The following is a 25,695-nucleotide window of genomic DNA, read 5'->3' as shown; positions in this document are numbered from 1 at the left end:
ATGGAATGCGAAGGGCCGCCGCGATCATCTCGCGGCGGCCCTTTTTCGTCATATCGATGCGAAGGATTGCAATGACGGTCAGGCCGTCAGACCGCCGTCCTTGAGAGCGCCACGGCGAACGACGACCGTCGTTCCGACAGGAACGCGCTGCTCCAGATCGATCACGTCCTGGTTCATCATGCGGATGCAGCCAGAGGACATGGAACGGCCGATCGTATGGGGCTCGTTCGTGCCGTGGATCCGGAAATGGGTGTCCTTCCCGCCGCGATAGAGATAGAGCGCGCGCGCGCCGAGCGGATTGTTGAGCCCGCCGGGAACACCGCCGGCATAGGGGCCGTAACGCTCTGGGTCGCGGCGGATCATGTTTCCGGTCGGGGTCCAGCCGGGCCAGTCGGCTTTCCGCTTGATCGTCGTGGTGCCGGAGAACGCGAAGCCCTCCTTGCCGACGCCGATGCCGTAACGGCGGGCGGTGCCACCCTCCTCGACGAGGAAGAGGTAGTGATTCTCGGGATCAACGACGATGGTGCCGGGCTTCTCCTTGCCCGTCCAGGCGACCTGTCGACGGACATTGCGCTCCTGCAGCACAGAGGACGAAATCGCGGGGACCACGCGTCCGTTGTCCTCGAGCGGGCCGTACATGCTCGTCAGATTGCTGCCGAACGCATAGCCGAGAACGTTGGAGGACGAGCCGGACAGGCTCGTGCAGCCGGACAGGCCGAGACCTGCCAATGCGGCGAAGGCTGTCAGAACGCCGCGACGCGAAATTGTCATCAATGTCACCTTTGAAATGCCTCGGCCGTCGAAGGAAACCTCGAACGCCCCGACCCGGCCCCGGACGGCGTGCCGTTCCAGTGCCGAGAAAACGTCCGTTGCAGGCCCGTCGAACGATCCTTGCGAATGTAAGATACACATCGCAACAAAAAGCGTTTACGCGCGCTTACGCCGGAAGCCTTCGAACCGCGAATGTGACGGTGCCGCAACAAGGATGAGGCGACCCTGTGATCCGGCGGCTACTCCGCCGGCTGTTCACGCCGTCCCTCGCCGCGACGGTGCCTGGCCTTGAACAATCCGCCATCGGCGACGAGCGCGCAGACGAGCGCCCCGGTCGCCAGCACGCAGAAGCCGACGAGAAGCGGGACGATCGTGCCGTTGTACATGTAGCCGATGATCGCGCCGAAGATGCCGCCACCGAAGGTCTGCATGAAGCCCAGCACCGAAGACGCCGTTCCGGCCACGTGACCGAGCGGGTCCATCGCGAGCGAGTTGAAGTTCGTGCCGATGAAGCCGAACAGGCAGAAGTTCATCGTGATGACCGGAACGAAGAACCAGATCGGCGTCGCCCCGTTCAGGGCGTAGGCCACCACACCGTGAAGCAGCGCCAGTCCCAGAAAGCCGAACAGGGCCCCGTGGGACAGACGCCGCATGCCGAATCGCTCCACGAGCCGCGAATTGAGGAAGGAGGCGATCGCCATGAAGACGGCTGTGCAGGAAAAGATCAGCGTGAAGGACGGGCCGAGGCCGTAGATCTGGGTGAAGATCTGCTCGACCTGATTGATGAAGCCGAACAGGACGCCGAAGATCAGCGAGGTCGCGAGGGTGTAGCCGAAGGCCGTCCGGTTGGTGAGGACGATACGGAACGCCTCGAAGACGCGCTTGGCGGTCAGTTCCCGCCGGTTCTCCGGGGCGAGCGTCTCCGGCAGGCGGATGAACGCCCAGATCGCGATGCCGACCGAGAAGATCGCGATGGCGACGAAGATCTCCCTCCATGTGCCGAACAGCATGATGCCCTGGCCGATATTCGGCGCGATCACCGGGATCGCCATGAAGACCATCATAACCAACGACATGACGCTCGCCATCCGGCGGCCGCCGAAGCAGTCGCGGACGACGGAAATGGCGATGACACGCGTTGCGGCGGCGCCGATGCCCTGGATCGCCCGAAGCGCCAGGAGGAATTCGAAGCTCGGCGAGCCGATCGCGATCAAGGACGCACCGATATAGACGGCGAGCCCGCCGAGAAGCACTGCGCGGCGACCGAAGCGATCCGACAGGGGCCCGAAGACGAGCTGCGCTGCACCGAAGCCCAGGAGATAGGCGGTGATCACCAGCTGCCGGCGGTTTTCGTCGCCGACGCCGAGGGCGCTGCCGATGTCCTGCAAGGCGGGTATGAAGATGTCGATCGCCGCGGAATTCAGCGCCATGAGGCAGGCGATCAGCGTGACCAGCTCCCAATAGGGGAGCCCTCGCGTTTCGGAGTTCGGCGCGACGGACATGACAATGCTTTCAAATGATAAGGTTGGCCCCTTATCTGCCCGTGGAGCGGCAGCCGCAAGGCCGTGATGCGTGACGTTTCGTTTCCGTTTCGAAGACTTACGGATTTTCAGTGGGGACAGACTGCCCGACGCAAAAACGAAGGCCCGCCGAAACGGCGGGCCTTCGAGAAGCGATCGGCTGTAGGGTCGTCGGCAGAGGTCAGCTCGCGGCAGTTTCCGGTGCGGTCGTCGAGATGCCGTTCGTCTCGAACATCTCCTTGAGTTCGCCGGCCTGGAACATCTCGCGGATGATGTCGCAGCCGCCGACGAATTCGCCCTTCACGTAGAGCTGCGGGATCGTCGGCCAGTCGCTGTATTCCTTGATACCCTGGCGCAGGTCGTCGGAGGTCAGCACGTTCACGCCCTTATACTCGACGCCCATATAGTCCATGATCTGGACCACCTGGCCGGAGAACCCGCATTGCGGGAAGGAGGGTGTGCCTTTCATGAAGACGACCACGTCGTTCGTCTTCACTTCGTTGTCGATCCAGTCGTTGATGGAGCTCATCGGTTAGTCCTTTGGGTTGTCGGCGGCGCTTGAATTGGTTCGGGCCCGTGCCGGTCGTGCTTCAGTCTTTCGGAGCACTCGTCTGGAGGGCGAGAGCGTGCAGCTCGTCGCCGAGCTTTCCCTTCAGCGCCCGGTTGACGGCCTGGTGCTGCTGGACGCGAGACTTGCCGCGAAAGCTCTCGGAGACGATCTCGGCGGCGTAATGGTCGCCGTCGCCGGCCAGGTCGCGGATCGTCACCGACGCGTCGGGGATCGCTTCCTTGATCATGCGCTCGATCTCACCGGCATTCATCGGCATGGGCTCGGTCCTCGCTTGAGTGGGTCCTGTTCGAAGGTAGGGGTGATGCGGCGCGGCTGCAATCGCCCGCGCCGTATCGCGACGAGATCAGACCGCCGCCGTCTCGACGATCTCGCCGGACATGAAGTCCGGGAACCAGCGCTCGTGAGCGACCGTCAGGGCTTCGATGTCGAGATCGAGCCTGCCGTCGATGGAGAGGCTTCGTCCTCCGACATCGCCGAGGCGGCGCACCGGAACGCCCGCGATCTCGGCTTGGGAGGCGATGCGATCGGCTTCGCCGGGCTTCACCGCGACGACATAGCGGGCCTGGTCCTCGCCGAAGAGAAGGGCATGGCCGGATCCGTGCCCGACCGAAACCTTCGCGCCGAGCCCGGACGCGATGCACATCTCGGCAAGCGCGATGGCTAGGCCCCCGTCCGACAGATCGTGGCAGGCTCGCGTGATGCCACCCTGAATGAGCTTGCGGACGAAATCGCCGTGCCGGCGTTCCATCTCGAAATCGACCGCCGGCGGCGTTCCGTCCTCGCGGCCTTCGATCTCGCGCAGATAGATCGATGAACCGAGATGGGTGCCGTCGGAGCCGACGAGGAAGAGAACGTCGCCTTCGTCCATCGCGCCGATCGATGCGGTGTGCGCGCGATCCTCGATGAGGCCGACGCCGCCGATGGTCGGGGTAGGCAGAATGGCCTGCCCGTAGGTCTCGTTGTAGAGGGACACATTGCCGGAGACGATCGGGAACGAGAGCGCTTCGCAGGCAGCGCCGATCCCCTCGATCGCCTTGACGAACACGCCCATAAGATCAGGCTTCTCGGGATTTCCGAAATTGAGATTGTCCGTTGCCGCGAGCGGCTCGGCGCCGACGGCCGTCAGGTTGCGCCAGCATTCGGCAACCGCCTGTGCTCCGCCGCGATAGGGGTCGGCCTCGCAATAGCGCGGGGTGACGTCCGAAGAGAAGGCGAGAGCCTTCGTCGCATGGCCGTCGACGCGTACGACGCCGGCATCGCCTCCCGGACGCTGCAGCGAGTTGCCCTGGATCAGCGTGTCGTACTGTTCGAACACCCAGCGGCGCGAGCAGAGGTCCGGCGAGGACAGAAGTTTGAGAAGCGCATCGCCGTAGTCGCCCGGCTCGGCGAGATCTGAAGACGGGATCTCCGATCTCAGCTTCGGCTCGTTCCAAGGGCGGTCGTATTCGGGCGCCTCGTCGCCCAGTTCCTTGATGGGCAGGTTTGCGACTTCCTTGCCGTCGAACAGAATACGGAAGCGCTTGTCGTCCGTCGTCTTGCCGACGATGGCGAAGTCCAGCCCCCATTTGACGAAGATCGCCTCGGCTTCCTCGCGCTTTTCAGGCGAGAGCACCATGAGCATGCGCTCCTGGCTTTCCGAAAGCATCATCTCATAGGGCGTCATCGACGCTTCGCGCACGGGGACGGCATTGAGATCGAGTTCGATGCCGAGATCACCCTTTGCGCCCATCTCGACGGCCGAGCAGGTGAGACCCGCCGCGCCCATGTCCTGGATGGCGATGACCGCGCCGGTCTGCATGAGTTCGAGGCAGGCCTCGAGCAGGCATTTCTCGGTGAAGGGATCGCCGACCTGGACGGTCGGACGCTTCTCCTCGATCGTATCGTCGAATTCGGCGGAGGCCATGGTGGCGCCACCGACGCCGTCGCGGCCGGTCTTGGCGCCGAGATAGACGACGGGAAGGCCGACGCCTTCCGCCTTGGAGTAGAAGATGCCGTCGGTCTTGGCGAGCCCGGCCGCAAACGCGTTGACGAGGCAATTGCCGTTGTAGCGCTTGTGGAAGTTCACCTCGCCGCCGACGGTCGGCACGCCGAAGGAGTTGCCGTAGCCTCCGACGCCGGCGACGACCCCCGCCACGAGATGGCGCGTCTTGGGATGATTGGGCTCGCCGAAGCGCAGGGCATTCATCGCCGCGATCGGCCGCGCACCCATGGTGAAGACGTCGCGCAAGATACCGCCGACACCCGTCGCCGCGCCCTGATAGGGCTCGATGAAGGAGGGGTGGTTGTGGCTCTCCATCTTGAAGACCACGCAGAGCCCGTCGCCGATATCGACGACGCCCGCGTTCTCGCCCGGCCCCTGGATGACGCGCTCGCCCTTGGTCGGCAGGGTGCGCAGCCATTTCTTCGAGGATTTGTAGGAACAGTGCTCGTTCCACATGGCCGAGAAGATGCCCAGTTCCGTGATCGTCGGATCACGCCCGATGAGACCTCTCGCGCGCTCGTATTCGTCCGGCTTCAGGCCGTGGGCGGCGATGAGGTCGGGCGTGATGGCGATGTCGTTGTCCATGACGGCTTTCGGCTGGTCGAGTTCGTTTGGTCCGGCTGTTACATCATTGCGCCTGCCGGACAAAGACCCGTCCTTCGTTCCGCCTGCCTCCGATGCGAATTCCGCAAGCCCTAGCGTATCAGCCGGACATGCCGGGGGCGCCGGGCGGCGGCACGAGCCCGATGGTCTTCAGGACGAGGGCCATCAGGAACATGGCCACCAGCCAGTGGCCGCAATCGCGGGCGATGCGTCCGGCGGACTCGCCGCGATGGCCGAGCGAGACGACGAGGGCGGGCACCACGAAACCGATCCAGATGACGACGGCGCTTCCGAGCGCCATCACCCATTCGCCGGCCTGAGGCGGAGCGAGAATGAGCGCGCCGGCAAGGATCGAACAGAGCCAGAATTCGGCGACGAAGGCCGCGATATAGAACCCCACCGAATGACGCGCGCCGTTCGCGACCTTCGTCATCACGAAGCCGATGGCCAGGCTGGCGAAGGTCGCGGCAAGGATCGGGACGATGTTCAGAAGGATGTAGATCATCGTGCGAAACCCCTTTCCGATGGTCGAAGCAAGGGTACCGCGCCCAAAGGCCCCTTCAAGGGACGCGGCTCATTCGTCGCGCTTCGGGGCTCCCGGCATCGGGACCGATGGGCTAAGGAGCGCCCATGGCGATGACGGGCAAGACTTTCTTCGGGATCGAGCGATCCCATGGCGGCCGCCGCTGGCAGGCGGCACTCGACGAGCGCGGCGAGGCGATGGCGCTGGCAATGAGCCAGAAGGGCGGGATCGAGGAGATCGTCGCGCGCGTCCTCGCGGCCCGCGGCGTCAATCCGCCCGAAGCGGAAGGGTTTCTCGCTCCGCGCCTGCGTGACCTGATGCCCGATCCATCCGTTCTGACGGACATGGACCGGGCGGCGGACCGAATCGCGGATGCGGTCAAGAACCGCGAGCGCGTGGCGATCTTCGGCGACTACGACGTGGACGGCGCGGCCTCGGCGGCTCTCGTCTGGCGCTATCTCGCGCATTTCGGCATCGAGGCGCGGATCTACATTCCCGACCGCGTGACGGAAGGCTACGGACCGAGCGTCGAGGCCATGCGCGAACTTGCGTCGCAATCCAGCCTCATCGTCACCGTCGATTGCGGGACCGCGAGTTTCGACCCCGTGCTCGCCGCGCGAGCGGCCGGGGCGGACGTCGTCGTTCTCGACCATCACCAGACCGGGACGGACATTCCGCAGGCCGATGCGTTGGTGAACCCGAACCGGCAGGACGACATCGCCGGCCTCGGCCATCTGTGCGCCGCCGGCGTCGTCTTCATGACGCTTGTCGCGGTCAACCGCGCCCTCAGAGCGCACGGCCTTCGCCAAAGCGATTGCCCCGATATTCTCGCTTGGCTCGATCTCGTGGCGCTCGCGACCGTCTGCGACGTGGTTCCCCTTATCGGGCTGAACCGTGCTTTCGTGGTGCAGGGCGTCAAGGTCATGCGGCATCAGGCGAATGCCGGGATCGCCTCGCTCGTGCGCGTCGCCAGATTGTCAGGGCCGATCGAGCCGCATCATCTCGGCTTCCTCCTCGGGCCCCGCATCAATGCGGGCGGACGCATCGGCGATGCCGCCCTCGGCAGCCGGCTTCTCTGCCTCGACGACGGGAGCGAGGCCGACGCGCTCGCCGACCGTCTGGACGAGTTGAACAAGGAGCGGCAGGCGATGGAGCAGACCATGCTCCGGGACGCCGAGGAGGCGGTGCGCGAGGAGATCGGCGCGGGCGAGGGGCCTTCCGTTCTGGTGACATCCTCCGACGATTGGCATCCGGGGATCGTCGGTCTTCTGGCCGCCCGCCTCAAGGAACGCTTCCGCCGCCCGTCCTTCGCCATCGCGTTCGGTGCGAACGACCGGGGCAGCGGCTCCGGCCGGTCGATCGCCGGCGTCGATCTCGGCGGGCTCGTGCGGTCTGCCGTTGCGGAAGGAATCCTCGTGAAAGGCGGCGGTCATGCGATGGCCGCGGGCATCACAATCGACCGCTCGAGGATCGGCGATCTGCGGCAGTTCATGGAAGAGAAGGCGCGGGACAGTGTCGCCGCGACGATTGCGGGCGACTGTCTTCGCATCGACGGAGTCCTCAGCGCCTCGGGCCTGTCCGTGGAACTCTACAAGGCGATCGAGGCCGCCGGTCCCTTCGGACAGGGACATCCGACGCCTGTCTTCGCGATGCCGAACCACCGGGTGGTCTCCTCCTCGATCGTCGGACACGCCCATGTGCGCGCGACCATCGTCGGACCCTCCGGCGGCAGGGCCGACATCATCGCATTCAAGCAGGCCGAAACGCCGATCGGCGAGCGTCTCCTGAAACGCGGGGATCGCCCGATCCACATCGCCGGATGCCTGAGCCTCGATCGGTTCCGGGGGCAGGAACAGGTTCGCCTGCGGGTCGTCGACATCGCCGACGCACCGGTCTGACCGCAGGCAGGCTGAGGGTGACGATCAAGAACACCCGTCAGAACAGCGAGGTGCCGGATCGTCTGCCGCCAATGGTTCGGGCTCTCGATAAATCAGACAAAGTGACTGAACGAGCAGCATCAACCATCCAAGAAGAAAAGCGCCGGGTCTAACCGATTTTAATCGGAGACCGGTTCTCCAACGGTCTTTACTGTTGCAGGCGTTCGAACAATACAGTCCGGCGAACAGCGTCATATGCTGCGATCCCAAAGAACCCTTGCAGGAAACCGAATATGCTGAGAACCGACAAAGTCCGCGAAATTCTCTCCTGGTATGAAGGCGAAACGCCGGGCCTCAAGTCGAATCTCGCTCGCCTGCTGATGCATGGTCGGCTCGCCGGAACCGGACGCCTCGTGATCCTGCCGGTGGACCAGGGATACGAGCACGGACCGGCCCGCAGCTTCGCGCCGAACCCGGCCGCCTATGATCCGCATTATCTCTACGAACTCGCGATCGATGCCGGCGTTTCGGGTTACGCCGCTCCGCTCGGCCTTCTCGAACAGGGCGCCGACACCTTCGCCGGCGAAGTGCCGCTGATCCTGAAGCTCAATTCCGGCAACTCGCTCTTCTCGGGCAACGATCAGGCGCTCACCGGCACGATCGAGGATGCGATGCGCCTCGGCTGCGTAGGTGTCGGCTTCACGATCTATCCGGGTGCCGACCGGTCCTATGAAATGCTCGAGGAGCTTCGCGAGATCAGCCTCCAGGCGAAGTCGCGCGGCCTGATGACGGTCGTCTGGTCCTATCCGCGCGGCGGAAACATCACCAAGGACGGCGAAACCGGGCTCGATGTCATCGCCTATGCCGCCCATATGGCGGCTCTGATGGGCGCGACCATCATCAAGGTCAAGCTTCCCTCCGACCACTTCGATCTCGATGCGGCGAAGTCCACCTACGAGAAGTATCCGGTCGAGTCCGCCGATCCCGTCAAGCGCGTGCAGCACGTGATGCAGTCGGCCTTCAACGGCAAGCGCGTCGTCGTGTTCTCCGGCGGTGGTCACAAGAATACCGAGGAACTCCTCGACGAGGTCCGTTCGATCCGCGATGGCGGCGGAAACGGTTCGATCATCGGCCGGAACTCCTTCCAGCGTTCGAAGCAGGAGGCGATCGCTCTGCTCAAGGAGATCATGGAAATCTACGCCTGATCGCAGGCCTCCGATGGACAGCAACGAACGGTCGGCCGAAAGGCCGGCCGTTTTTCGTTGGGCAGGCCTGTGGATCGAAAGACGAATCGGACGCATGGTCGCAAGCCTTACCATCGGCTATCCTCCGCCGCGCAAGGCGAAAGGATCGTTCGATGTCCGATGGCAAGCGGCTGCTGATAGGCGGGGTCGTCATGGCGCTTTGCCTTGGCACCCCTCGAGCCGACGCCGCCGAACTCCTGATGTTCGAGCAGAAGGGCTGCCCCTATTGCGCCCGCTTCGACGCCGAGATCGCTCCCGATTATCCGGACAGTCGTTCGGGCCGCATCGCGCCGCTGCGACGTGTCGATATCTTCGACGACAGAACCGGTGGCTATGACGAGGTGCAGCCTGCGGTCTTCACCCCGACCTTCGTGCTGGTGGACGGAGCAGGCAGGGAGGTCGGTCGCCTCGAGGGCTATCCCGGTCGGAAGTACTTCTATTCGGAAATCGAGCCGATGCTCGAAAGGCTGCCGGCCTCCGAAAAACGGCAGACGACCGGCCGCGTACCCTGATCAACAAAAAAGGCGTGGGGGTCTCCCACGCCTTCGGTCGTTCGTCGCGAGATCGAACGAGTTTACTGCGCCTTCGTGCCGTCTTCGTTGTAAGTCTTCAGATAGGCGATGACGTTGGCGATTTCCTCGGGCTTCTTCAGGCCGGCGAAGGCCATCTTCGTGCCCTTGACCGTGCCGCGCGGGTCGGAGAGCCACTCGGTCATCAACTCGTCGTTCCACTGATCCTTGTCGGCCGCCCACTCCTGGAACGCGCTGGAGAAGGAGTAGCCTTCGACGGCCCCCGGCTTCTCGGTGAAGACGCCGTTCAGCTCCGGGCCGATACCGTTCTTGGCGCCTTCGCCGACCTTGTGGCAGGCCTGGCAACGCTTGAAGACGTTCGCGCCGGCTTCGGCATCCTGAGCCTTCGCGGGCATTCCGAGTGCCAGCGCCAGTCCGGCGCTCGTGGCGAGAAGTGTGAGATAACGCATTCTGATCCTCCCAGTACGGTTGGCCTGTGCCCGACCAACGTCCTCAATAGAAGAAATAGACCGGTCCTTACAATCGTTCCAGTGTATGGCGCGCAAAAGAATTGCGGCCGATTGTTAAGGCTGGAAACAGTTTGGAGAACCCCTGCGTCGCATGTCGCATGTCGCATGGCGTGAAGAGACCGCCGCATAGGATCGTTTCGAGGCTCGGAGATCGCCCTCCCTTCGTCTCAGAGCGGCGCGAGACCGAGATCTGCCCTGCGCGGCAAATCGGCGCCGCGGCGCGAGCAGGTGATGGCCGCGGCATTCATGGCGAGGGACAGCATGTCGTGGATATCGGCCTCGCTGCATCCCGCGATGCCCTCGCGCGACAGGCGGCCGTGTTCGATCAGCCAGACGATGAGACCGGCCTGGAACGTGTCACCGGCGCCAACCGTATCGACGACCGTGACCCGCTGGCTGTCCTCGAAGGCGTCGATGCCCGAGCGCGTCATGGCACGCGCGCCCTTGCCGCCGAAGGTCACGACGACGGCCTCCGCGCCCATGTCGAGCCAATCGGCCTGGATCTCTTCGGTCGAACGGCCCGGATAGAGCATTTCGAGATCCTCTTCGCTCGCCTTGACCAAAGTCGCGTGCGGAACGAAGTCGCGGACCTTGGAGCGCCAGATATCCACATCGGGTTCGATCGAAAGACGGATGTTCGGGTCGTAGGAAACGAATTTCGAACCGGCCTCGCGCCGGACCAGGTCGTAGAGGGCCGAGGCGGTCGGCTCCGTGACGGTCGCGTATGAGGCGACATGCAGTCCCGTGACCTTGTCGAGAGACGGGGGAAGTTCCGAGGTTTCGATCGACCGATCGGCGGTTCCGTCGATGTAGAAGTCGTAGAGCGGGGTTCCGTTCGCATCGAGCGAGACGATGGCGAGCGTCGTGTGCCGGTCCGTGGCGATGCAGAAGCTTCGGTCGATGCGCTCGGCGTCCATGAAACCGGCGAGACGTCTGCCGAAGACATCGCTGGACAGTTTCGTGAAGAAGCTCGCCTCATGGCCGAGACGGGCGATGCCGAGAGCGACGTTGAGCGGGGAGCCGCCGACCCGTCCCGCGAGATCGATCGAGGCGATGTCCGTGTCTCCATGCCGCTCGAACAGGTCGAACAGGGCGTCGCCGCACGACAGATACATTCCCTCACTCCTTCTCGTCTTCGTCGCACCATCGGTCGCATGGCGGACGGCTCCAGCAGGCCGACGCAGCTTTCTGCGATCCCGCTCGCTCTCTACGCGAAGTTTGCCGCGTTCAGAAGGGAATAGGTGCCGAATGCAGGGATCGTCACCGACAGATCGAAGGGATTGATGCCGGCGACGAGCCCGAGGACGTTGATCTCCAACCCGCTCGCGCGTCCGAGCACGATCCCGGCATAACCGAACAGGGAGGCCCGGAACTCGCCGCGCGCCCGATCCAGCGAGGCAAGTTCGCCGTCCACGGGATAATCCCGGCCGACAGCGGGGGCAGGCAGGGTCACCGCAAATCCCGGCAGGTCGCGCAGAACGGTGGCGACGAACGTGTTCGAGTTCGGCCCGGGAAAGATCCGGTAGTCTCCGCGATTGGAAAATCTGTAGTCGGTGATCGCTTGTCTGAGCCGCGGAATGAGATCGGCAGCGAGTTCCCCATGGGCCTCTCCGACGATCTGCGGCTGGTTCGAATACCATCGCCCGTCCGGGTCCCAATTGTTCTGCCTGACGGGCATGCCCCAGCCGACCACGTCCCAGCGCTCGTATCGATCGGCCCCCTCGTCCTTGAGGACGAGCCAGCTGTGCACGGAGACGGCTCCCTTCAATCCACCGGTGCGGGCCGACATCACGTAGACCGCCGCATCGCGGCTTTCACCCGCTTCCGGCAGCACGCGCGCCGAGGACCAGTCCGCCTCGCCCCAGGAGCGAGGATTGTCTCCGAGCCACCAGAGACCGGCGGAAACGGCGGACGGGAGCACGAAGAGGGCGAGGAACACGAAAAGAAGGGTGCGTATGATCTTCATCGAACAGGAAACGAGGTGGAACGGAAACGCGCGCTCGTATAGCACCCGGCCATGCTCGCACCCGATGCGTGAGGACTATCTCTCCGTTGAGCCGCAATTGGGGCAGCGAAACCATTTCCCATCCGATCGGTCCGGCAGGACCGGGAGGGACGGGACTGTCAGTTTGCACGAAGGCCGGAGATCGTCATGACCAATCCAATCCTCATCGAAGCAACGAGGGGCGGGATCGCGGAATGCCTCTACAGGGGCGCGTTCGCGGTCGTCGACGGCCACGGATCGCTCGTCTCCGGCGCCGGCGATATCGAAAGGTCGATCTTTCCGCGCTCGGCCATCAAGGTCTTTCAGGGCTTGCCGCTCATCGAAACGGGCGCCGCCGATCGCTACGGATTGAGCGATGCCGAACTGTCTCTCGCCTGCTCGTCTCACTCCGGCGAACCCGGCCACGCGACCCTTGCGGAAGGGATGCTCGCGCGCCTCGGTCTCTCCGGCTCCGCGCTCGAATGCGGATGCCACTGGCCGTTCGATCTGCCGGTGGCGATCGATCTGGCGAAGACCGGCGAAAATCCGACGCAGCTTCACAACAACTGTTCTGGCAAGCATGCGGGCTTCCTCTGCACCGCCTTGCACGAAGGCGAGGACACGAGAGGCTACGTCTCCGGCGATCACCCCGTTCAGGTGCGAGCCCGTCAGGCGATCGAGGACCTGACGGAGACGCGGCTCGGTGCCGATGTGTGCGGCACGGACGGGTGTTCCATACCCACCTATGCCGCCCCGCTGAGGCGCTTCGCCCACGGCTTCGCCAAGCTCGTCACGGGCGAGGGCGTCGATGCCGGGCGGGCGAAGGCCGGCTCCCGGCTGATCGCCGCGTGCATGGAGCATCGCTGGGAAATGTCCGGCACGAAGAGGGCCTGTCTCCGGCTGATGGAGGCAGCGCCCGGCCGCGTCTTCGCGAAGACGGGAGCCGACGGTGTCTATTGCGGCGCGATCCCGGAACTCGGGCTCGGTTTCGCCCTGAAGATCGACGACGGTGCGACCCGCGCGGCCGAAGCTCTCGCCGCTGCGGTCATCGCGCACGCCTTGCGAAGCACCCAACCCGATCTCGCCGCGATCTACGACGAACTCGCCGTCACCACGCTGCGGAACTGGAAGGGAGCGGAGGTCGGTACGGTGCGCCCGGTTCTTGCGAACTGATCCCGCTCTCCCGATCATCCAGCGACTGCGCTCCTCAAGGACGGAACAGACGATGCCCGAGTTCGACGACCGCGACTTTCTTCTCTCCGTGGCCGAAGCGGCCGATGCTGCGACCATGCCTCTGTTTCGCCGGCAGATCGGGGTCGACAACAAGCTCGACGAGGGCTTCGATCCCGTGACCGAAGCAGACCGTGCCGCCGAGCGCGCGATCCGTCAGACCATTCGCAACGCCTATCCGCAGGACGCGATCCTCGGCGAGGAATACGGAGCGGACGGCTCGGGCGCCCGGCGTTGGGTCATCGACCCGATCGACGGGACGCGGCTCTTCATCTCGGGCGTGCCGCTCTGGGGGACGCTGGTCGGCCTCATCGAGAACGGTCGGGCGGTCGCCGGCATCATGTCGCAGCCTTTTACCGGCGAGCGGTATCTCGCCGGTCCTTGGGGCGCGGAACTCGTCCGCAATTCCTACGCGACGGCGCTCAACGTCCGGCAGACCCGTCGCATCGAGGACGCGGTGATGTTCAGCACCTCGCCGCGTCACTTCACAGGAGATGTGAGGGATAGGTTCGAGGCCCTCGAAGAGCGAACACGGCTCACGCGGTTCGGAACGGACTGCTACGGGTTCTGCATGCTGGCGGCGGGGCACGCCGATCTCGTGGTCGAGCGCGACCTCAAACCCTACGACATCGTCGCACTGATCCCGATCATCGAGCGGGCCGGCGGCATCGTCACGAACTGGGAAGGCGGCCGGATGGAGGAGGGCGGTCATCTCGTCGCGGCGGCAACGCAGGAACTTCATGACGCCGCGCTCGAGATCCTGGCAGGCTGAGGACGTCTCGATTTCGCCGACACAGCCTCAGATGTGAAAGCGCCGGGAGCGAGGGGGCTCCCGGCGCTTGTCTGTCTCAGACGTAGGCACCGTGGCAGTGCTTGAACTTCTTGCCCGATCCGCAGGGGCAGAGTTCGTTCCGCCCGACCTGACCCCATTCGTCCGGCGAGTCGGGATTGGTGCGCAGGCCGTCGGCCGCGGCAGGCGTGAAATTGGCGGTCAGGCGCTGCGCGCCGTCGCTCATCTCGTCTTCACCCGTCGTCGCGTCGAAGTGATGCGCCTGCATTTCCTGCGGCGGCTGCAGGTCGCGCTGTGGGTTCTGCTGCTGGACGACTTCGACCTGCATCACCTGCGTCGTCACGCGTTCGCGCATATTGGCGAGCATCGACTGGAAGAGCTCGAAGGCCTCGGACTTGTACTCGTTCAGCGGATCGCGCTGGGCATAGCCACGGAAGCCGACCACCGAACGCAGGTGATCGAGATTGACGAGATGCTCGCGCCAGAGCCCGTCGATCGTCTGGAGGACGAGCGAGCGCTGGATATAGGCCATCATGTCGTCGCCGAACCGCTCGGTCTTCTCTGCGACATACCGGTCGGCCGCCTCCGTCAGGCGTTCGCGGATGTCGTCTTCGGCGACACCCTCCTCGTTCGCCCATTCGACGATCGGCAGATCGAGGTTGAGCGTCTCGCGCACCTCGTCCCACAGTTCGCTCGTCGTCCACTGCTCGGGATAGCTGCGCTCCGGGATGTGTCGCTTGACCAGATGGTTGATCGTGTCGTGACGCATGTCCGTCGTCGTCTCGGCGACCTCCTGCGGGGTCGCCTCCATCAGCTCGACGCGCTGATCGAAGACGACGCGACGCTGATCGTTCATCACGTCGTCGTATTTCAGGAGGTTCTTACGGATGTCGAAGTTGCGCGCCTCGACCTTCTTCTGAGCCCGTTCCAGCGCCTTGTTGATCCAGGGATGGACGATCGCCTCGCCCTCCTTGAGTCCGAGCTTCTGAAGCATGCCGTCCATGCGATCGGACCCAAAGATCCGCATCAGGTCGTCCTGGAGCGAAAGGAAGAATTTCGAACGGCCGGGATCGCCCTGGCGTCCGGAGCGGCCACGCAGCTGATTGTCGATTCGTCGGGACTCGTGGCGCTCGGTGGCGAGAACGTAGAGTCCACCATTCTCGATGGCCTGCTTTTTCAGGACGGCGATTTCGGCACGGATCGCCGCTTCCGCCTTCGCCCGGTCCGGACCCTCGGGCATGTCGCCGAGTTCGTTGTCGATCCGCATTTGCGGATTGCCGCCGAGCTGGATGTCGGTTCCGCGTCCGGCCATGTTGGTCGCGATCGTCACGGCACCGGGCACGCCGGCCTGCGCGACGATGCCGGCTTCTTCCTCGTGATGGCGTGCGTTGAGAACCTTGAAGTTCTTGAGGCCATCCTTGCGCAGGCGTTCGGCAAGAAGTTCGGACTTCTCGATGGAGGTCGTGCCGACGAGGATCGGCTGACCACGCTCGTGTGCCTCGAGGATCTCGATGCTGATCGCCTTGAACTTCTCTTCGAAGGTCCGGTAGACCTCGTCGTCCTCGTCGATACGCGCGATCGGAAGATTGGTCGGGACCTCGATCACGTCGAGCCCGTAGATGTCACCGAATTCCGCCGCTTCGGTCTGCGCCGTACCCGTCATGCCGGACAGCTTGTCGTACATGCGGAAATAGTTCTGGAAGGTGATCGAGGCCAGCGTCTGGTTCTCGGGCTGGATCGTCACCTTCTCCTTGGCTTCGAGAGCCTGGTGCAGACCCTCGGAGAAGCGGCGGCCGGGCATCATGCGGCCGGTGAACTCGTCGATGATCACGACGTCGTCGCCGCGAACGATGTAGTCCTTGTCGCGCTGGAACAGCTTGTGGGCCTTCAGCGCGTTGTTCACGTGATGGACGATGGCAACATTCTCGATATCGTAGAGCGAGGCGCCTTCGAGATGGCCGGCAGCTTCGAGCAGACGCTCCAGCTTCTCGGTTCCGTCTTCGGTGAAGGTGACGCTGCGCGCCTTCTCGTCGAGTTCGTAATCCTCCGGCGTAAGCTCCGGAATGAAGCCGTCGAGCGTCATGTAGAGGTCGGACCGGTCGTCGAGCGGCCCGGAAATGATCAGCGGCGTGCGCGCCTCGTCGATGAGGATCGAATCCACTTCGTCGACGATCGCGTAGTGATGGCCGCGCTGGACCATCTGGGCGCGCTCATACTTCATGTTGTCGCGCAGATAGTCGAAGCCGAGTTCGTTATTGGTGCCGTAGGTCACGTCGCAGGCATAGGCCTCGCGGCGCTGGGCGTCGCTGAGGCCGTGAACGATCACGCCCGTGGTCAGTCCGAGGAAGCGGTATAGCCGGCCCATCTCGGCCGCGTCACGGCTGGCGAGATAGTCGTTCACGGTAACGACGTGAACGCCCTTCTGCTCGAGCGCATTGAGGTAGACGGCGAGGGTCGCGACGAGGGTCTTGCCCTCACCGGTCTTCATCTCCGCGATATTGCCGTTGTGAAGAACGACGCCGCCGATGACCTGCACGTCGAAGTGACGAAGGCCGAGGGTCCGCTTGGACGCCTCGCGAACCACCGCGAAGGCCGGGACGAGCAGATCGTCGAGCTTTCTGCCGTCCGCGATCTGCGAGCGGAATTCATCCGTCTTGGCCCGAAGCTGGTCGTCGCTCAGCTGAGCGAATTCGTCCTCCAGCGCGTTGATCGCATCGATCACGTGCCGGTTTTTCTTCACGAGCCTGTCGTTCGACGAACCAAGCAGTTTGCGTGCGATTCCGCCGAAACCCAGCATGAACCAGTCCTTCTCGATCAGTTGCGATTGACCGGCCTTCAGCGCCGGACCGAGCCCGGCCGCCGCGCTCTCGTATCGACCCGGTTCCGGCCATGTGCAAAGCCTTGGCGAAACTTAATCCGAAGGCGACTGGACTTTCGGGACGGGCGAGAGATAAGAGTGCCCCCAACCGATGTCAACGGCGCTTCGAATGCGAGCCCCACCCCCCGCACGTCCCGCTTCGAGCGGTTCTTTCGGCGCCGGATCGGGTGCTTCTCGTCTTCGCTCCGTGGCAACGGAACCGACCATTACCACGAGGACGACATCCGATCATGGCCACAACGAAACGCCTCGGCGTCATAGCCGCATCGGTCGCATTCGCGCTTCTCTCCAGCGTGTCCGCCTATGCCCAGTCGACGGTCGTCGCGACGATCGGTGACGAGGACATCACCGAAGCTGACCTCGCCGCCGCTCAGAGCGAAATCGGGGCCGACTTCCAGCGCCTTCCGGAAGAGCAGCGCAAGCTTGCGGTTCTCGCAGCCCTCATCGACATCAAGGCGCTCGCCCTCGAGGCGGAAAAGGCGTCCATGCAGGACGACGAGAAGACGGCCGCGACGATCGATTTCCTCAAGGAGCGGACGCTTCACAACGCCTATTTCGCCAAGGAAGGCGTCGAGACCGTCAGCGACGAGGAGGTCCGTGCTCGTTACGACAAGGAAATCTCGGCGATGGAGCCCGTCGAGGAGGTTCATGCCCGGCATATCCTTCTCGACAACGAGGCCGATGCCCGCGCGGTCATCAAGGAACTGCAGGACGGTGCCGATTTCGCCGAACTCGCACGCCAGCGGTCCAAGGGTCCGACCGGCGGCAATGGCGGGGATCTCGGCTTCTTCTCGGCCGGGCAGATGGTGCCGCCCTTCGAGGCCGCAGCCTTCGCGCTCGAGCCCGGATCGTTCACCACCGACCCCGTCGAAACGCAATTCGGCTGGCATGTGATCAAGGTCGAGGAAAAGCGACAGGCCGAGCCGCCGACCTTCGAGGAGGTCGAGGACCAGGTTCGCCGCGCCGTTCTCCAGGAGAAATACGTCTCGCTGGTGGGAGAGGCTCGCGAGGAGCTCGGCGTCACCTATGTCGATCCCGACATCAAGCAGCGGATGGACGAGATGGCGTCCCGCGCGAACGCACCAGCCGGTGCTGAAGCCGGCGGCGATGCCGCGTCGCCCGCAGAGCAGCCCTCGGCTACAGGCGCCAACTGACGCGGATAGGGCACGGCGAACGCCTCGCGCCTTCGCCGCTGCCCGCCGGGATCGCCAGCCCTCGAAGGAAGGTCTCGGGAAGACGATCCTTCCATCGCCCGAGTCTCGAACGGACCGAACCGATGTCGACCAAATCAGCTTCCAAAGCCGCGCCCCATGTTTCGCCGCTCGCCCCGGCTTCGATCCCGGATGTTCCCGGTATCGAAGGGGTGCGGATCGCGACCGCCCAAGCCGGCATCAAGTATGCGGGACGCACCGATCTGTTGGTCATGGTCTTCGATGAGCCGGTGGCCGTCGCCGGCGTTCTGACCACGTCGAAATGCGCATCCGCGCCGGTGGAGGTCTGCCGGCAAAATCTCTCGGGCGGCCGGGCGAGGGCGCTCATCGTCAATTCCGGCAATGCCAATGCCTTCACAGGCAAGAACGGGCGCGAATCGACCCGTGCGACGGCCGAGGCTACGGCGGCGGCGGTCGGCTGCAAGCCCGACGAAGTCTTCCTTGCCTCGACAGGCGTCATCGGTGAGCCTCTCGACGCGAAGAAGTTCACCCATCTTCTCGGCGGCCTCGTGAAGGAAGCCTCTGCCGAGCGCTGGCGCGATGCCGCGGACGCCATCATGACGACGGATACCTATCCGAAGCTTCTGACGCGCACCGCGTCGATCGACGGCGTCGAGGTCCGCATCAACGGCATCGCCAAGGGTGCCGGCATGATCGCGCCCGACATGGCGACCATGCTCTCCTTCCTTGCGACCGATGCTCCGATTTCCTCGGCGGCCCTTCAGGCGATGCTGAAGGAGGCCGTGGCGCCGAGCTTCAATTCGACGACGATCGACGGGGACACCTCGACCTCCGATACGCTCCTCTTCTTTGCGACCGGTCGGGCCGAGGCGCGGGGGTGCCCCGCGATTTCCGATGGGAGCGATCCGCGACTTTCGGACTTCCGCAGCGCCCTTTGCGATCTGTGTCTCCAGCTCGCACGCCAGGTCGCGCGGGACGGCGAAGGCGCGCGAAAGGAGATCGTCGTCACGGTCGAAGGTGCGCAGAGCGACGCGTCGGCCAAGCGGATCGCCATGTCGATTGCCAATTCGCCCCTGGTCAAGACCGCGGTCGCCGGAGAGGACGCCAATTGGGGCCGAGTCGTCATGGCCGTCGGCAAGGCCGGCGAGCCTGCGGATCGCGACCGGCTCGCCATTTCGTTCGGCGAGGTGCGCGTCGCGTTCGAAGGAGAACGTGATCCCGATTATGCTGAAGCGGCCGCGAGTGCGGTGATGAAGCGCGATACGATCGAGATCAAGGTCGATATCGGTCTCGCGGACGGATGCTGGACCGTCTACACCTGCGATCTGACGAAGGACTATGTCGCGATCAATGGCGATTATCGGAGCTGACCCGCCGAGCCGACTTGCCGGTATCCGGCGTCTCGAAGCACTCGGATTCAGGGCATTCCCGGCCTCGGTGACCGAGTTCGACGGGACATGGGCGATTAGGCTGACGCCCGCCTATCCGGCGCGGCGGCTGAACTCGGTCAATCCGCTCGATCCGGGCGACAACGCCCGTATCCCGGAGCGGATCTCGGCGATCGAGAGGCGATTTCGCGAAGCCGGTCGACCGATCGTCTTCCGCTTGTCGCCGCTCGCCCCACCGGCGCTCGTCGAACATCTCGACGAGGAGGGCTGGCCCCGGTTCGACGAATCCTGCGTCCTGACGGCGGATCTTTCCGAAGTCGACCTGACCGGAACCATCGATCGTCTGCCGTTCAAGGATATCGAGCGATATGTGGATGCGAGCCTGTCGGTTCACGGCCGTTCGCCCAAACTCGCCAACGGTCTGAAGCGCGTCATCGAGGACATTGCGCCGGTGAAGACGATGTTCGTGAGACAGGAGCCGGCAGGCGCCTCCCTGGGCGTCGCGATGGCGATCCACGAGCGCGATATCTCCGGCGTGCTCGATGTGGCTGTCGCAGCAGACCATCGCCGCAAGGGCATCGGCCGCGAACTCGTCGCGTCGGCGCTTTCCTATGTCAGGCATCGCGGCGCGAAGACGGCCTGGGTGCAGGTCGAGGCTTCGAACGAGCCGGGGTTGGCTCTTTATCGATCCTTCGGGTTCACTGAGGCCTATCGCTACGTTTATCGCGCGCGCGAAGAGGTGAGGGTGTGACGAGCGCGCAAGGCAGCTTCTCCATCCTGCTGGTCGCGGCCTGCGCCCTTGTCGACGCCGATGGCCGGATCCTCATCGCCCAGCGGCCGGAGGGCAAAAGTCTCGCCGGTCTTTGGGAGTTTCCGGGCGGCAAGGTGGAACAGGGCGAGACACCGGAGGCTTGTCTGATCCGCGAGCTTCGCGAGGAACTCGGCGTCGAAACCAGGGAGGCGTGTCTCGCTCCCCTGACCTTCGCAAGCCATCGCTATGAAGACTTCCACCTCCTGATGCCGCTCTATGTCTGCCGTCGCTTCGAGGGGATCGCACGCGGGCGGGAAGGCCAGTTGGTCAAATGGATCCGGGCGTCGCAACTGCGCTCCTATCCCATGCCGCCGGCGGACGAACCCCTGATCGCTCCCCTGCAGGAGCTTCTCGGCTGATCCTGCGATGCGGGGATGGGACCGGCCTCATCAATTCTGATCTCTGGTCCCCAGTCGCGGTTCCGTCGGCTCGCGCCTCGGGGCCTTGCATTCGGCCGTAAGCGAACTCGCACAACGCGGCAATGGGACCTTCCGCATACAGGATAAAGAACCCGGTAACCGGGCGATGGGCTTTGTCCTCCTTGCCAAGTGTTAAGGCGCCATTCACTCCTCACTCATATATTCTTCAGGAAATGCGACGCCTGACGAAGGATCTGAGGGCCATGGTGGAATACGAGATCAAGAGCCGCGATCTGGAAGAATTCGATCCCAGAGCGCCGGTCGCGCAGTTCCGGTCGCTTCTGATCCGCGGCTCGATCCTGTTCGGCATCTCGATCGCCGCCCTCGGACTGATCGCGGTCCCCGCGATCAAGAACGAAGGCCTGCTGACCGCGATGGGCGGTCCGGGGATCGACATGATGACCACGGGTTCCATCGGCTCGGTCGATGGCGGGGGGACCTACCGGGTCCAGCGCAGCATGACGCAGTCCGGCCCAGGCGACTGCTACATCTTCGGCGACGGCCATCGTCAGGGAGCGTGCTGATGCCGTTCTCGGATCATTCCGGCATTCCCAAAACCGCCAATGGACCAGCACGGAAATCGCGCCCGAGTTCAGGGGCGCGCTTGTCGGCTCTCATGGCGGATCGCGCGGGAGCTGCCGCGATCGAATACGCGCTGATCGGCGGCGTGATGGCCATCGCGCTCTTCGCTGCGTTGACCGAGCTGAATCTTGCGGCTGCCTGGCAGGGTATTTCCAACTCGGTGAAAGCGGCCATCGGAACCTGACATTCAATCAGATTCGTCTGCTATCGCGATCGCGTCGTCATACTGGTCCGCCGGGTGAGAGCACGTCCTTCATGCTCACCTCGGCGCTGCCACGGCGGGCCGGCTCCTGCTGACTTTCGTGCGGCGCCCATCCCGACAGGTAGATAAAGTCGAAGGTCGCGCGGATACGTCCGTCCGGATCGGAGAATCGTTCGGCATAGATCTCCGCCGCCCTGATGAAGAACGACTTCGTCGTCGGCTTTCGCGTGCGCTCGGACAGCATGTTCGCCCAGCCCATGGCGCGCAGATCGGTCATCAGATCGAAGAGTGTCGCATAGCGAACCGTCAGCCTGTCGGTATCGGTCACGGGCAGCGCGAAGCCCGCGCGCTGGAGGAGGGCTCCGAGATCGCGAATGTCCGGAAAGGGTACGACCCGGGGCGATACGCCGCCGCTGAGTTCCGCCTCCGCCGCCAGAAGCGACTGGCGCAGTTCTAAAAGCGTCTCGCCGCCGAGCAGGGCCGCCGAGAACAGTCCGTCCGGCTTCAGCGCCCGGCGGATCTGGATGAGCGTTCCCGGTGTGTCGTTGGTCAATTGCAGCGTCAGGTTCGACATCACCAGATCGAGCGAGCCTGCTTCGAAGGGAAACGCCTCTTCCTCGGCGACGATGCCGAGCCGGTCCCCGGACAGCAGCGAGGCATCGGGTGCCATCGCAACGACGCCGCGGACATGCGAGAGGCCACGAAGCCGCGCGGAAAGATGATCTGAACGATCGTCGACCAGGGCGCACCGATCGAATTGCCGCTTCGTGACCGTGATGCGATCGACGAGCTCCTCGGCGCTGTAGGCATGGAGAAAATTCGCGTCCCTTCCCATATCCCGCTGCGCCCATCTCAGGCGATGGCTCACCGCGAGGTCGCGATCGATGATCGGTCGGGCGTGCGTGTCGGGGGTCGAGGGGGTCATTCGGCTGCTTCTCTTCCGGCCTGCGCCGCGAGGGGCGGCCTCTGTCGTGTCGGGCGCCGTCAAATCGGGTTCGGTCGTCACAAACCGCAGGCGTTCACCGGATCGATGGGTTAGTCTTCTTCACGGTTCTCCGCAAACCGTCGCTCGCGGCGGCGCGCGAGACCTCTTATCGGACCCACGTGGAGAGAACGGCGTGGCAATGCAAGTCTGGAGCGGAATTGGGCGGGCACTCGGACGAACGGTCGCCGATCTGTTGTTTCCTCCGGTCTGCTCCGCCTGCGGGGTCGCCGTCGACCAACCGGCCGGTGTCTGTCCGACATGCTGGTCGTCGCTCCGCTTTCTGGAGCGGCCCTACTGCGATATTCTCTGCCTGCCGTTTCCCTATGATCAGCCGGACCAGACCGTATCGCCCGAAGCGATCGCCGATCCGCCGGACTTCCAGCGATTGCGATCGGTGGTTCTCTACGACGAGAAGGCGCGTCGCCTCGTATCGGCTCTGAAATATCACGACAGGCTCGATCTCGTGCCGCTGATGGCATCCTGGATGGTGCGGGCCGGTCGGGAGGTTCTCGAAGATGCCGACCTGATCGTTCCCGTTCCGCTCCATCGCCGCCGCCTGCTGCACCGCCAGTTCAACCAGTCGGCGGAACTCGCGCGTCGGATCGCTCGCCTGAACGGCAAGGACTACGGGCCGACGGCATTGGTAAGGAAGAAGGCGACCGTCAGTCAGGTCGGGCTGAAGCGCAATCAGAGGCGGGATAATGTGAAGGGCGTTTTCGAAACACCACCTGCAGCCCGCGATCTCGTTCGCGGACGCAGCATCCTCCTCGTCGACGACGTCTTCACCACCGGCGCGACCGTCGGAAGCGCGACGAAGGCGCTGAAGCGCGCGGGGGCGGGCTCCGTCGCGGTTCTGACATTCGCGCGGGTTGCGGCTTTCGAGGGATGAAGCCATATCCTCGTTCATCACGCATCGCTCCTGAGAACGAGACGCCCATGCCCGACATCACGATCTATACCCGCCAGCTCTGCGGCTTCTGCGCCCGTGCCAAGCGTCTGCTCGACGACAAGGGGGTCAGCTACGAGGAAAAGGATGCGACCGGATCGCCCGAACTGCGCCAGGAGATGATCCAGCGGGCGAAAGGCGGTTCGACGTTCCCCCAGATCTTCATCGGCGAGACCCATGTGGGTGGGTGCGACGACCTCTTCGCGCTCGATCGCGCCGGCAAGCTCGATCCGCTTCTCTCGGCTTGAGATAGCCCTGCTCGGACCGGCTCGCGTGCTGACCCGAAAAGCGATGCGACCTTCGTCCGTGATCGGTCCACGCCACAGGAAGGCGCGGATCCACCCGTCTCCTCTATCCGTTCGAGAATCCGAATGACCACTTTCCGTGCCGCCGTGTTGCAGATGCGATCGGGTATCGACCCGAACGAGAATGCCGAGCGGTTCGCCGATCTCGTCGAGCAGGCCGTGGCGGCGGATGCCGACTACATCCAGTCGCCCGAGATGACGAATCTCGTCCAGCGCGACCGGGACGACCTGATGGCGAAGATCCGGTCGCAGACCGACGATCCCGTCGCCCGGACGGCATCCCGGCTCGCCAAGGCTCATGGTGTTCACATCCACCTCGGTTCGATCGCCGTTGCCCTCGAGGACGGCCGGGTCGCCAATCGCGCGCTCGTCTTCGGGCCGGACGGGGATGTATTGGCCCGCTACGACAAGATCCACATGTTCGACGTGGATCTCGACAATGGCGAAAGCTGGCGCGAATCGCGCACCTATCGCCCGGGTGAGGATGCAGTGGTGGTACCGATGGCGTTCGGCGAGGCGCAGGCGCGGATGGGGCTTGCGATCTGCTACGACATGCGCTTCCCCCACCTCTTTCGGGAGGAGGCTCTTCTCGGGGCCGACATCCTGACGGCGCCCGCCGCCTTCACCCGTCAGACGGGAATGGCCCATTGGCATGTGCTTCTGCGGGCGAGGGCGATCGAGAACGGCGCTTACGTGCTTGCCGCCGCTCAGGGCGGGCGGCACGACGATGGTCGCGAGACCTACGGCCATTCGATCATCATAGGTCCGTGGGGCGACGTTCTGGCCGAAGTCGTCGGCGACGAGCCCGGCATCGCTGTCGCCGACATCGATACGGGACTGTCTGCGGATGTCCGCGCCAAGGTTCCGAACCTCCGCAATGCGCGGGACTTTCGGGCCGGGCGCCGCATTGTTCAGGTGGGAGCCGGAGCGTCCCTGGAGACGGAACGCGGCGAATGATCAGCTATGCGCTGAAATGCGAGGGCGGTCACCGCTTCGATGTCTGGTTCCGGTCCGGCGAGGATTGCGATGCCCAGCTGCAGCGCAAGCTGGTCGCCTGCGCGATCTGTGGAACGTCGGAAGTCCGCAAGGCCCTCATGCGTCCGGCCCTTTCGTCCGGGACTGCGCGCGAAACGGAGCCTGAAACCATGGCCGCCGTGCCGGCGACGACACCCCAAGCATCTTCCGCGAACGAGGGGCATTTGGGACCTGGTGCGCAACGATTGGCTGAACTCTGGTCGGCCCTGCACGCTCAGGCAAGGGAATTTCGCAGCAGGTCGGAATATGTCGGGCCGCGTTTCGCCGAGGAAGCTCGCAAGATTCATTACGGCGAGACCGAGAAGCGAAGCGTCTACGGCGAAGCGACGCCCAGCGAGGTCGAGGCGTTGTCCGAAGAGGGGATCGCCGCCCTGCCGCTTCCTGCGCTGCCCGAGGATCGCAACTGAATCCTCTGCCCTGCGAGCCTCTGGCGAACCGCAGGATCGCCTGTGATCAGCCGACCCTGCGGGCGAGCGTGACGCCCTTGGAGCGTCCGTTCTTCGCCTTGGCTTCCTTCTTGAAGTCTTCGGCCTGCTGACGGAGGAGGTCGCCCTTGGCTCCGGCGATCTTGCGCAGATCCTTCAGGTCGCATGCGAGGATGATGTCGAAGGCGAGCGTGCGCAGATGGACACGGCCGTAACAGAAGAAACCGAGCTGCGCGCGCGTCTCGTCCGGGATCTCCAGGATCAGTTCGGCACGCACCTCACCTTCGGTGCGGATAAGCTGCGCCAGAAGGTTCAGTGCAACGGGACAGCTCTGTTCGCGAATTGCATTTTCGGAAGCAGGCACGCTCATCGTCGTCCTCTTTCGGATCTTTCAGAACCACGCACAGATGGTTG

At 64.2% G+C, this 25,695-nt stretch carries 27 protein-coding genes; 15 read left to right on the top strand and 12 right to left on the bottom strand.

The features are described 5' to 3' along the window. Positions 1 to 78: 78 nt before the first annotated feature. From DYI37_RS02475 to DYI37_RS02450, 6 genes are all read right to left on the bottom strand, one after another. The gene (locus tag DYI37_RS02475) at positions 79 to 771 is read right to left on the bottom strand and encodes a L,D-transpeptidase (protein ID WP_116681588.1); all 693 of its coding nucleotides are present in this window, start codon (positions 769 to 771) and stop codon (positions 79 to 81) included. Between the two features lie 239 nt (positions 772 to 1,010). Beyond that, complete coding sequence (locus DYI37_RS02470; RefSeq protein WP_116681587.1) at positions 1,011 to 2,273, bottom strand: multidrug effflux MFS transporter; 1,263 nt, start codon at positions 2,271 to 2,273, stop codon at positions 1,011 to 1,013. Positions 2,274 to 2,472: 199 nt separating this feature from the next. Further along, entirely contained in the window at positions 2,473 to 2,820 is a 348-nt protein-coding gene (gene grxD, locus DYI37_RS02465) for a Grx4 family monothiol glutaredoxin (RefSeq protein WP_116681586.1), read from the bottom strand. A 61-nt stretch (positions 2,821 to 2,881) separates the two neighbouring features. Further along, entirely contained in the window at positions 2,882 to 3,118 is a 237-nt protein-coding gene (locus tag DYI37_RS02460) for a BolA/IbaG family iron-sulfur metabolism protein (RefSeq protein WP_116681585.1), read from the bottom strand. 87 nt (positions 3,119 to 3,205) lie between these two features. Next, complete coding sequence (gene purL, locus DYI37_RS02455; protein WP_116681584.1) at positions 3,206 to 5,428, bottom strand: phosphoribosylformylglycinamidine synthase subunit PurL; 2,223 nt, start codon at positions 5,426 to 5,428, stop codon at positions 3,206 to 3,208. A 118-nt stretch (positions 5,429 to 5,546) separates the two neighbouring features. Continuing rightward, positions 5,547 to 5,951: a DUF1761 domain-containing protein gene (locus tag DYI37_RS02450; protein ID WP_116681583.1), complete on the bottom strand. Its 405-nt coding sequence runs from the start codon at positions 5,949 to 5,951 to the stop codon at positions 5,547 to 5,549. Between the two features lie 125 nt (positions 5,952 to 6,076). Between DYI37_RS02450 and recJ the strand changes: the two genes are divergently transcribed. The 3 genes from recJ (at position 6,077) to DYI37_RS02435 (ending at position 9,602) form a co-directional block, all read left to right on the top strand. Further along, positions 6,077 to 7,867: a single-stranded-DNA-specific exonuclease RecJ gene (gene recJ, locus DYI37_RS02445; RefSeq protein ID WP_116681582.1), complete on the top strand. Its 1,791-nt coding sequence runs from the start codon at positions 6,077 to 6,079 to the stop codon at positions 7,865 to 7,867. Between the two features lie 272 nt (positions 7,868 to 8,139). Continuing rightward, the gene (locus tag DYI37_RS02440) at positions 8,140 to 9,051 is read left to right on the top strand and encodes a class I fructose-bisphosphate aldolase (RefSeq protein ID WP_116681581.1); all 912 of its coding nucleotides are present in this window, start codon (positions 8,140 to 8,142) and stop codon (positions 9,049 to 9,051) included. A gap of 152 nt (positions 9,052 to 9,203) precedes the next feature. After that, positions 9,204 to 9,602, top strand: a complete 399-nt coding sequence (locus DYI37_RS02435) for a thioredoxin fold domain-containing protein (RefSeq protein WP_245413740.1) — start codon at positions 9,204 to 9,206, stop codon at positions 9,600 to 9,602. A gap of 62 nt (positions 9,603 to 9,664) precedes the next feature. Here DYI37_RS02435 and DYI37_RS02430 read toward each other — a convergent pair whose 3' ends face one another. The 3 genes from DYI37_RS02430 to DYI37_RS02420 form a co-directional block, all read right to left on the bottom strand. Continuing rightward, positions 9,665 to 10,069, bottom strand: a complete 405-nt coding sequence (locus DYI37_RS02430) for a c-type cytochrome (protein ID WP_116681580.1) — start codon at positions 10,067 to 10,069, stop codon at positions 9,665 to 9,667. 227 nt (positions 10,070 to 10,296) lie between these two features. Further along, positions 10,297 to 11,244: a carbohydrate kinase family protein gene (locus DYI37_RS02425; RefSeq protein WP_116681579.1), complete on the bottom strand. Its 948-nt coding sequence runs from the start codon at positions 11,242 to 11,244 to the stop codon at positions 10,297 to 10,299. 92 nt (positions 11,245 to 11,336) lie between these two features. Next, positions 11,337 to 12,095, bottom strand: coding sequence for a DUF3750 domain-containing protein (locus DYI37_RS02420; protein WP_116681578.1), 759 nt, complete (start codon positions 12,093 to 12,095; stop codon positions 11,337 to 11,339). 186 nt (positions 12,096 to 12,281) lie between these two features. On the opposite strand from DYI37_RS02420, the gene DYI37_RS02415 reads away from it, so the two are divergent. Next, positions 12,282 to 13,286 (top strand): asparaginase, encoded by a 1,005-nt coding sequence (locus DYI37_RS02415; RefSeq protein ID WP_116681577.1) that lies wholly within the window; start codon positions 12,282 to 12,284, stop codon positions 13,284 to 13,286. A 52-nt stretch (positions 13,287 to 13,338) separates the two neighbouring features. Then, entirely contained in the window at positions 13,339 to 14,115 is a 777-nt protein-coding gene (gene hisN / locus DYI37_RS02410; protein WP_116681576.1) for a histidinol-phosphatase, read from the top strand. Between the two features lie 76 nt (positions 14,116 to 14,191). On the opposite strand, the gene secA is transcribed toward hisN, so the two are convergent. Further along, the gene (secA, locus tag DYI37_RS02405; RefSeq protein WP_116681575.1) at positions 14,192 to 16,930 is read right to left on the bottom strand and encodes a preprotein translocase subunit SecA; all 2,739 of its coding nucleotides are present in this window, start codon (positions 16,928 to 16,930) and stop codon (positions 14,192 to 14,194) included. Positions 16,931 to 17,241: 311 nt separating this feature from the next. Here secA and DYI37_RS02400 point away from each other — a divergent pair, with 311 nt between their 5' ends. The 6 genes from DYI37_RS02400 to DYI37_RS02375 all read left to right on the top strand — a co-directional run bounded on the left by DYI37_RS02400 (position 17,242) and on the right by DYI37_RS02375 (position 21,567). Continuing rightward, positions 17,242 to 18,165, top strand: a complete 924-nt coding sequence (locus DYI37_RS02400; RefSeq protein ID WP_116681574.1) for a peptidylprolyl isomerase — start codon at positions 17,242 to 17,244, stop codon at positions 18,163 to 18,165. 122 nt (positions 18,166 to 18,287) lie between these two features. After that, positions 18,288 to 19,553: a bifunctional glutamate N-acetyltransferase/amino-acid acetyltransferase ArgJ gene (gene argJ, locus DYI37_RS02395; RefSeq protein WP_116681573.1), complete on the top strand. Its 1,266-nt coding sequence runs from the start codon at positions 18,288 to 18,290 to the stop codon at positions 19,551 to 19,553. Then, on the top strand, positions 19,534 to 20,322 hold the full coding sequence (locus DYI37_RS02390; protein ID WP_245413739.1) for a GNAT family N-acetyltransferase: 789 nt from the start codon (positions 19,534 to 19,536) through the stop codon (positions 20,320 to 20,322). Before argJ ends, DYI37_RS02390 begins: the two co-directional genes overlap by 20 nt. Further along, entirely contained in the window at positions 20,319 to 20,741 is a 423-nt protein-coding gene (locus DYI37_RS02385; protein WP_199520059.1) for a (deoxy)nucleoside triphosphate pyrophosphohydrolase, read from the top strand. Before DYI37_RS02390 ends, DYI37_RS02385 begins: the two co-directional genes overlap by 4 nt. Before the next feature lie 233 nt (positions 20,742 to 20,974). Beyond that, positions 20,975 to 21,325 carry a hypothetical protein gene (locus DYI37_RS02380; RefSeq protein ID WP_147307854.1) on the top strand — a complete coding sequence of 117 codons (351 nt, stop codon included), beginning with the start codon at positions 20,975 to 20,977 and terminating at the stop codon, positions 21,323 to 21,325. Further along, positions 21,325 to 21,567: a Flp family type IVb pilin gene (locus DYI37_RS02375; RefSeq protein ID WP_147307853.1), complete on the top strand. Its 243-nt coding sequence runs from the start codon at positions 21,325 to 21,327 to the stop codon at positions 21,565 to 21,567. The genes DYI37_RS02380 and DYI37_RS02375 overlap by 1 nt, the downstream gene beginning before the upstream one ends. Positions 21,568 to 21,604: 37 nt before the next feature. Here DYI37_RS02375 and DYI37_RS02370 read toward each other — a convergent pair whose 3' ends face one another. Beyond that, positions 21,605 to 22,510 (bottom strand): methyltransferase domain-containing protein, encoded by a 906-nt coding sequence (locus DYI37_RS02370; protein ID WP_116681569.1) that lies wholly within the window; start codon positions 22,508 to 22,510, stop codon positions 21,605 to 21,607. A 199-nt stretch (positions 22,511 to 22,709) separates the two neighbouring features. Between DYI37_RS02370 and DYI37_RS02365 the strand changes: the two genes are divergently transcribed. From DYI37_RS02365 to DYI37_RS02350, 4 genes are all read left to right on the top strand, one after another. After that, the gene (locus tag DYI37_RS02365; protein WP_116681568.1) at positions 22,710 to 23,459 is read left to right on the top strand and encodes a ComF family protein; all 750 of its coding nucleotides are present in this window, start codon (positions 22,710 to 22,712) and stop codon (positions 23,457 to 23,459) included. Between the two features lie 47 nt (positions 23,460 to 23,506). Beyond that, positions 23,507 to 23,764, top strand: coding sequence for a glutaredoxin 3 (gene grxC / locus DYI37_RS02360; RefSeq protein ID WP_116681567.1), 258 nt, complete (start codon positions 23,507 to 23,509; stop codon positions 23,762 to 23,764). 123 nt (positions 23,765 to 23,887) lie between these two features. Next, complete coding sequence (locus DYI37_RS02355) at positions 23,888 to 24,778, top strand: carbon-nitrogen hydrolase family protein (RefSeq protein WP_116681566.1); 891 nt, start codon at positions 23,888 to 23,890, stop codon at positions 24,776 to 24,778. Next, positions 24,775 to 25,263 (top strand): DUF1178 family protein, encoded by a 489-nt coding sequence (locus DYI37_RS02350; protein ID WP_116681565.1) that lies wholly within the window; start codon positions 24,775 to 24,777, stop codon positions 25,261 to 25,263. The genes DYI37_RS02355 and DYI37_RS02350 overlap by 4 nt, the downstream gene beginning before the upstream one ends. A 46-nt stretch (positions 25,264 to 25,309) precedes the next feature. Here the strand turns inward: DYI37_RS02350 and DYI37_RS02345 are convergent, their stop codons facing one another. Then, positions 25,310 to 25,651, bottom strand: coding sequence for a hypothetical protein (locus DYI37_RS02345; RefSeq protein WP_116681564.1), 342 nt, complete (start codon positions 25,649 to 25,651; stop codon positions 25,310 to 25,312). Positions 25,652 to 25,695 lie beyond the last annotated feature (44 nt).

Source organism: Fulvimarina endophytica, assembly GCF_003403015.1.
In the GTDB taxonomy this organism is placed as follows: Bacteria; Pseudomonadota; Alphaproteobacteria; order Rhizobiales; family Rhizobiaceae; genus Fulvimarina; species Fulvimarina endophytica.
Note: the sequence above shows the minus strand (reverse complement) of the source record. Positions and strands in the feature narration are given on the sequence as shown.

What these genes read in the sequence shown, in the direction of transcription:
- DYI37_RS02475 (WP_116681588.1), bottom strand. Translation starts at nt 771, where the DNA reads ATGACAATTTCGCGTCGCGGCGTTCTGACAGCCTTCGCCGCATTGGCA.
- DYI37_RS02470 (WP_116681587.1), bottom strand. Translation starts at nt 2,273, where the DNA reads ATGTCCGTCGCGCCGAACTCCGAAACGCGAGGGCTCCCCTATTGGGAG.
- grxD (WP_116681586.1), bottom strand. Translation starts at nt 2,820, where the DNA reads ATGAGCTCCATCAACGACTGGATCGACAACGAAGTGAAGACGAACGAC.
- DYI37_RS02460 (WP_116681585.1), bottom strand. Translation starts at nt 3,118, where the DNA reads ATGCCGATGAATGCCGGTGAGATCGAGCGCATGATCAAGGAAGCGATC.
- purL (WP_116681584.1), bottom strand. Translation starts at nt 5,428, where the DNA reads ATGGACAACGACATCGCCATCACGCCCGACCTCATCGCCGCCCACGGC.
- DYI37_RS02450 (WP_116681583.1), bottom strand. Translation starts at nt 5,951, where the DNA reads ATGATCTACATCCTTCTGAACATCGTCCCGATCCTTGCCGCGACCTTC.
- recJ (WP_116681582.1), top strand. Translation starts at nt 6,077, where the DNA reads ATGGCGATGACGGGCAAGACTTTCTTCGGGATCGAGCGATCCCATGGC.
- DYI37_RS02440 (WP_116681581.1), top strand. Translation starts at nt 8,140, where the DNA reads ATGCTGAGAACCGACAAAGTCCGCGAAATTCTCTCCTGGTATGAAGGC.
- DYI37_RS02435 (WP_245413740.1), top strand. Translation starts at nt 9,204, where the DNA reads ATGTCCGATGGCAAGCGGCTGCTGATAGGCGGGGTCGTCATGGCGCTT.
- DYI37_RS02430 (WP_116681580.1), bottom strand. Translation starts at nt 10,069, where the DNA reads ATGCGTTATCTCACACTTCTCGCCACGAGCGCCGGACTGGCGCTGGCA.
- DYI37_RS02425 (WP_116681579.1), bottom strand. Translation starts at nt 11,244, where the DNA reads ATGTATCTGTCGTGCGGCGACGCCCTGTTCGACCTGTTCGAGCGGCAT.
- DYI37_RS02420 (WP_116681578.1), bottom strand. Translation starts at nt 12,095, where the DNA reads ATGAAGATCATACGCACCCTTCTTTTCGTGTTCCTCGCCCTCTTCGTG.
- DYI37_RS02415 (WP_116681577.1), top strand. Translation starts at nt 12,282, where the DNA reads ATGACCAATCCAATCCTCATCGAAGCAACGAGGGGCGGGATCGCGGAA.
- hisN (WP_116681576.1), top strand. Translation starts at nt 13,339, where the DNA reads ATGCCCGAGTTCGACGACCGCGACTTTCTTCTCTCCGTGGCCGAAGCG.
- secA (WP_116681575.1), bottom strand. Translation starts at nt 16,930, where the DNA reads ATGCTGGGTTTCGGCGGAATCGCACGCAAACTGCTTGGTTCGTCGAAC.
- DYI37_RS02400 (WP_116681574.1), top strand. Translation starts at nt 17,242, where the DNA reads ATGGCCACAACGAAACGCCTCGGCGTCATAGCCGCATCGGTCGCATTC.
- argJ (WP_116681573.1), top strand. Translation starts at nt 18,288, where the DNA reads ATGTCGACCAAATCAGCTTCCAAAGCCGCGCCCCATGTTTCGCCGCTC.
- DYI37_RS02390 (WP_245413739.1), top strand. Translation starts at nt 19,534, where the DNA reads ATGGCGATTATCGGAGCTGACCCGCCGAGCCGACTTGCCGGTATCCGG.
- DYI37_RS02380 (WP_147307854.1), top strand. Translation starts at nt 20,975, where the DNA reads ATGCGACGCCTGACGAAGGATCTGAGGGCCATGGTGGAATACGAGATC.
- DYI37_RS02375 (WP_147307853.1), top strand. Translation starts at nt 21,325, where the DNA reads ATGCCGTTCTCGGATCATTCCGGCATTCCCAAAACCGCCAATGGACCA.
- DYI37_RS02370 (WP_116681569.1), bottom strand. Translation starts at nt 22,510, where the DNA reads ATGACCCCCTCGACCCCCGACACGCACGCCCGACCGATCATCGATCGC.
- DYI37_RS02365 (WP_116681568.1), top strand. Translation starts at nt 22,710, where the DNA reads ATGCAAGTCTGGAGCGGAATTGGGCGGGCACTCGGACGAACGGTCGCC.
- grxC (WP_116681567.1), top strand. Translation starts at nt 23,507, where the DNA reads ATGCCCGACATCACGATCTATACCCGCCAGCTCTGCGGCTTCTGCGCC.
- DYI37_RS02355 (WP_116681566.1), top strand. Translation starts at nt 23,888, where the DNA reads ATGACCACTTTCCGTGCCGCCGTGTTGCAGATGCGATCGGGTATCGAC.
- DYI37_RS02350 (WP_116681565.1), top strand. Translation starts at nt 24,775, where the DNA reads ATGATCAGCTATGCGCTGAAATGCGAGGGCGGTCACCGCTTCGATGTC.
- DYI37_RS02345 (WP_116681564.1), bottom strand. Translation starts at nt 25,651, where the DNA reads ATGAGCGTGCCTGCTTCCGAAAATGCAATTCGCGAACAGAGCTGTCCC.